4 protein-coding genes are annotated in these 3,388 nt (G+C 68.3%); 3 read left to right on the top strand and 1 reads right to left on the bottom strand.

All coding sequences use genetic code 11. The features are described from left to right. Positions 1–273: 273 nt before the first annotated feature. Both EEJ42_RS32905 and EEJ42_RS32900 read left to right on the top strand, forming a co-directional pair. Positions 274–471, top strand: a complete 198-nt coding sequence (locus EEJ42_RS32905) for an SCO2195 family GlnR-regulated protein (RefSeq protein ID WP_123105635.1) — start codon at positions 274–276, stop codon at positions 469–471. Positions 472–481: 10 nt separating this feature from the next. Next, a complete protein-coding gene (locus tag EEJ42_RS32900; RefSeq protein WP_123105633.1) occupies positions 482–1,162 on the top strand; it encodes a DUF4191 domain-containing protein in 681 nt (226 codons plus the stop codon). Positions 1,163–1,264: 102 nt separating this feature from the next. Here EEJ42_RS32900 and EEJ42_RS32895 read toward each other — a convergent pair whose 3' ends face one another. Then, entirely contained in the window at positions 1,265–1,732 is a 468-nt protein-coding gene (locus tag EEJ42_RS32895) for an RDD family protein (RefSeq protein WP_123105631.1), read from the bottom strand. A 187-nt stretch (positions 1,733–1,919) separates the two neighbouring features. On the opposite strand from EEJ42_RS32895, the gene glnA reads away from it, so the two are divergent. Next, on the top strand, positions 1,920–3,329 hold the full coding sequence (glnA, locus tag EEJ42_RS32890) for a type I glutamate--ammonia ligase (RefSeq protein WP_123105629.1): 1,410 nt from the start codon (positions 1,920–1,922) through the stop codon (positions 3,327–3,329). Positions 3,330–3,388 lie beyond the last annotated feature (59 nt).

The following is a 3,388-nucleotide window of genomic DNA, read 5'->3' as shown; positions in this document are numbered from 1 at the left end:
GCGCGAACCGGCTGGTTCGCGCCGCCCTCTGCTGTGCGCACCTGTCGCCGCAACCGTCGGTGTGACCAACACGCTGTGTGAGGACGGGCACACCGTCCCTTCCATGCGCTTTACAAAGCCGCAGGTCACAGCCGCAATAGCAGGCCGCTCCAAGGCTTCATCGGTGTTTGACCGACCGGTCACACACTGGTAACACCATTGGGTAACGATAAAACCACGCACCGCTCATAGCTGCGTGCGTTCGTGATAATCCGCCGCTCCCGAGGGGTACCCATGCCGGCTGCGCCCGTACGCCCGTCCGTGACCGACGCGCTGCTCGCCCTGGAGGGACTGCTGCTGCGCGGCGGCCAGCGCACAGCCCGGCGCAACGCCTGGACCGCGGTCCTGGAGGACCGTCGCCGCGCCAAGGACCGGACCGAGGCCCAGCACGTACTGGAGGCCGTGTCCGCCGGGGCTTCCCAGGCCACGTAAACTTCGCCTTATGGCGAGGAAGGAAACATCCGAGAACCCCGGGCGACTGAAGCAGATCGCCCTGACCTACAAGATGACCAAACGGGTCGACTCCAAGGTCGGCCTTGTCGTCGCCGGCGTGGGGATCATCACCTTCGGTGTCCTCCTCGGCATCGGCTTCCTGATCGGTCACCCCGTCTTCCTGGGCATCCTGGGCTTCGTCCTGGCCTTCCTCGCGATGGCGATCATTTTCGGCCGCCGCGCCGAGCGGGCGGCCTTCGGACAGATGGAGGGCCAGCCGGGCGCGGCCGCAGCCGTTCTGGAGAACGTGGGCCGCGGCTGGTCGGTGACCCCGGCGGTGGCGATGAACCGCAACCAGGACGTCATCCACCGGGCCGTCGGCAAGGCGGGCATCGTGCTCGTCGGCGAGGGCAACCCGAACCGGCTCAAGGGCATGCTGGCCGCCGAGAAGAAGCGCATGGCCCGCATCGTGTCGGACGTCCCGGTGCACGATGTGATCGTCGGCACCGACGAGGGCCAGGTGCCGATCAAGAAGCTCCGCACCACGCTGCTGAAGCTGCCGCGGGTGCTGCCAGGCGCGCAGGTGACGGTCGTGAACGAGCGGCTGCGGGCGCTGGGCGACCTCATGAGCAACATGCCGATCCCGAAGGGCCCGATGCCCAAGGGCATGCGCATGCCGAAGGGCCGCTGAGCGGCCGTACGCCGAGACTCCACGTAACGAAGGCGGCCCGGGACAGGAAGTCCCGGGCCGCCTTTCGTATGCAATCGGTGGGCAACCCCGGGCCCGGACGGCCTAGACGCGGATCTGCACCGCCCGGGAGAGCCGGTCGTGCAGCCCGCGGGTGTCGCGGTCGAAGACGACCGCGGGGATGACGAGCACCAGCAGCACGCTGCGCAGCACGGCCCGCGGCAGGCTGAGCCGCGCCCCGCCCTCGCCGACCACCCGCAGCCTGAGCAGCAGCTTGCCGGGGGTCGCGCCGACGGTGCCCACGGTCAGCAGGCTGAGGACGAGGAAGACGAGCAGCGCCCAGTTCCCGGCGACCTGCGGATTGCGGCCCGCCAGCAGCGCGTACGAGATGAGCACGCACAGGCCCCAGTCGATGAAGAGCGCCCCGAGGCGGCGCCCGAGCGGTGCGATCGCACCCGGTCCGTTCTCGGGCAGCCCCAGGCCCTGGCCGCGGTAGCCCAGGTCGACGCCCATCTCCTCGGCGGCCGCGCGAGGGCCGGAAAGCCAGGATCCGATTGCTTGCCTCTTGTCCACGCTCCATACGGTACTGCGACGGCCCGCATACGCCCGTAACGGCCCCTGACCCGGTTAACCTGGGTGAAACAAACGGGTCATGCCCGGGAAATCCCGTCTGCTTATCGTCGGCGGCAGCGCGCCATGCTCACGGACCGCGCGACCGAACAAATCCCCGTCCCCCCGCGGCCGGGCTAGGAGGAGTTGGATGTTCCAGAACGCCGACGACGCTCGGAAGTTCATCTCGGACGAGGACGTCAAGTTCGTCGACGTCCGGTTCTGTGACCTTCCCGGCGTCATGCAGCACTTCACCGTACCGGCGGAGGCGTTCGACCCGCACGAGGAGCTGGCCTTCGACGGCTCGTCGATCCGTGGCTTCCAGGCGATCCACGAGTCGGACATGGCGCTGCGTGCCGACCTGTCGACGGCGCGTGTCGACCCGTTCCGCCGCGACAAGACGCTCAACATCAACTTCTTTATCCACGACCCGATCACGGGCGAGCAGTACAGCCGCGACCCGCGCAACATCGCCAAGAAGGCCGAGGCCTACCTCGCCTCCACCGGCATCGCGGACACCGCGTACTTCGGTCCCGAGGCCGAGTTCTACGTCTTCGACAGCGTGCGCTTCGAGACCAAGGCGAACGAGGCCTTCTACCACATCGACTCCGAGGCGGGCGCCTGGAACACGGGTGCGCTGGAGGACAACCGCGGCTACAAGGTCCGGTACAAGGGCGGCTACTTCCCGACCCCGCCGGTCGACCACTTCGCCGACCTGCGCGCCGAGATCAGCCTCGAGCTGGACCGCGCCGGCCTCCAGGTCGAGCGCCAGCACCACGAGGTGGGCACCGCCGGCCAGGCCGAGATCAACTACAAGTTCAACACGCTGCTGGCCGCGGCCGACGACCTGATGCTGTTCAAGTACATCGTCAAGAACGTGGCGTGGAAGAACGGCAAGACCGCGACCTTCATGCCGAAGCCGATCTTCGGTGACAACGGCTCGGGCATGCACGTCCACCAGTCGCTGTGGCAGGGCGGCTCCCCGCTGTTCTACGACGAGCAGGGCTACGCGGGCCTCTCGGACACCGCCCGCTACTACATCGGCGGCATCCTCAAGCACGCCCCGTCGCTGCTGGCCTTCACCAACCCGACGGTGAACTCCTACCACCGCCTGGTCCCGGGCTTCGAGGCGCCGGTCAACCTGGTGTACTCGCAGCGTAACCGCTCGGCCGCGATGCGCATCCCGATCACGGGCTCCAACCCGAAGGCCAAGCGCGTCGAGTTCCGCGCCCCGGACTCCTCCGGCAACCCGTACCTGGCCTTCTCCGCGCTCCTGCTCGCGGGCCTGGACGGCGTCAAGAACAAGATCGAGCCGGCCGAGCCGATCGACAAGGACCTCTACGAGCTGGCCCCCGAGGAGCACGCGGGCGTCCCGCAGGTCCCGACCTCCCTCCCGGCCGTCCTCGACGCGCTCGAGTCCGACCACGAGTTCCTCCTCCAGGGCGGTGTCTTCACCTCCGACCTGATCGAGACGTGGATCGACTACAAGCGCACCAACGAGATCGCTCCGCTCCAGCTGCGGCCGCACCCGCACGAGTTCGAGCTCTACTTCGACGTCTAAAGACCCCGCGGGTCCTCGACGAGTGACTGAGCCCCGCCACCGCCCCTCGGGCGGTGGCG

This window comes from Streptomyces botrytidirepellens (assembly GCF_003721215.1).
Classification (GTDB): Bacteria; Actinomycetota; Actinomycetes; order Streptomycetales; family Streptomycetaceae; genus Streptomyces; species Streptomyces himastatinicus.
This window is presented reverse-complemented; position numbering and strand designations above follow the sequence as displayed.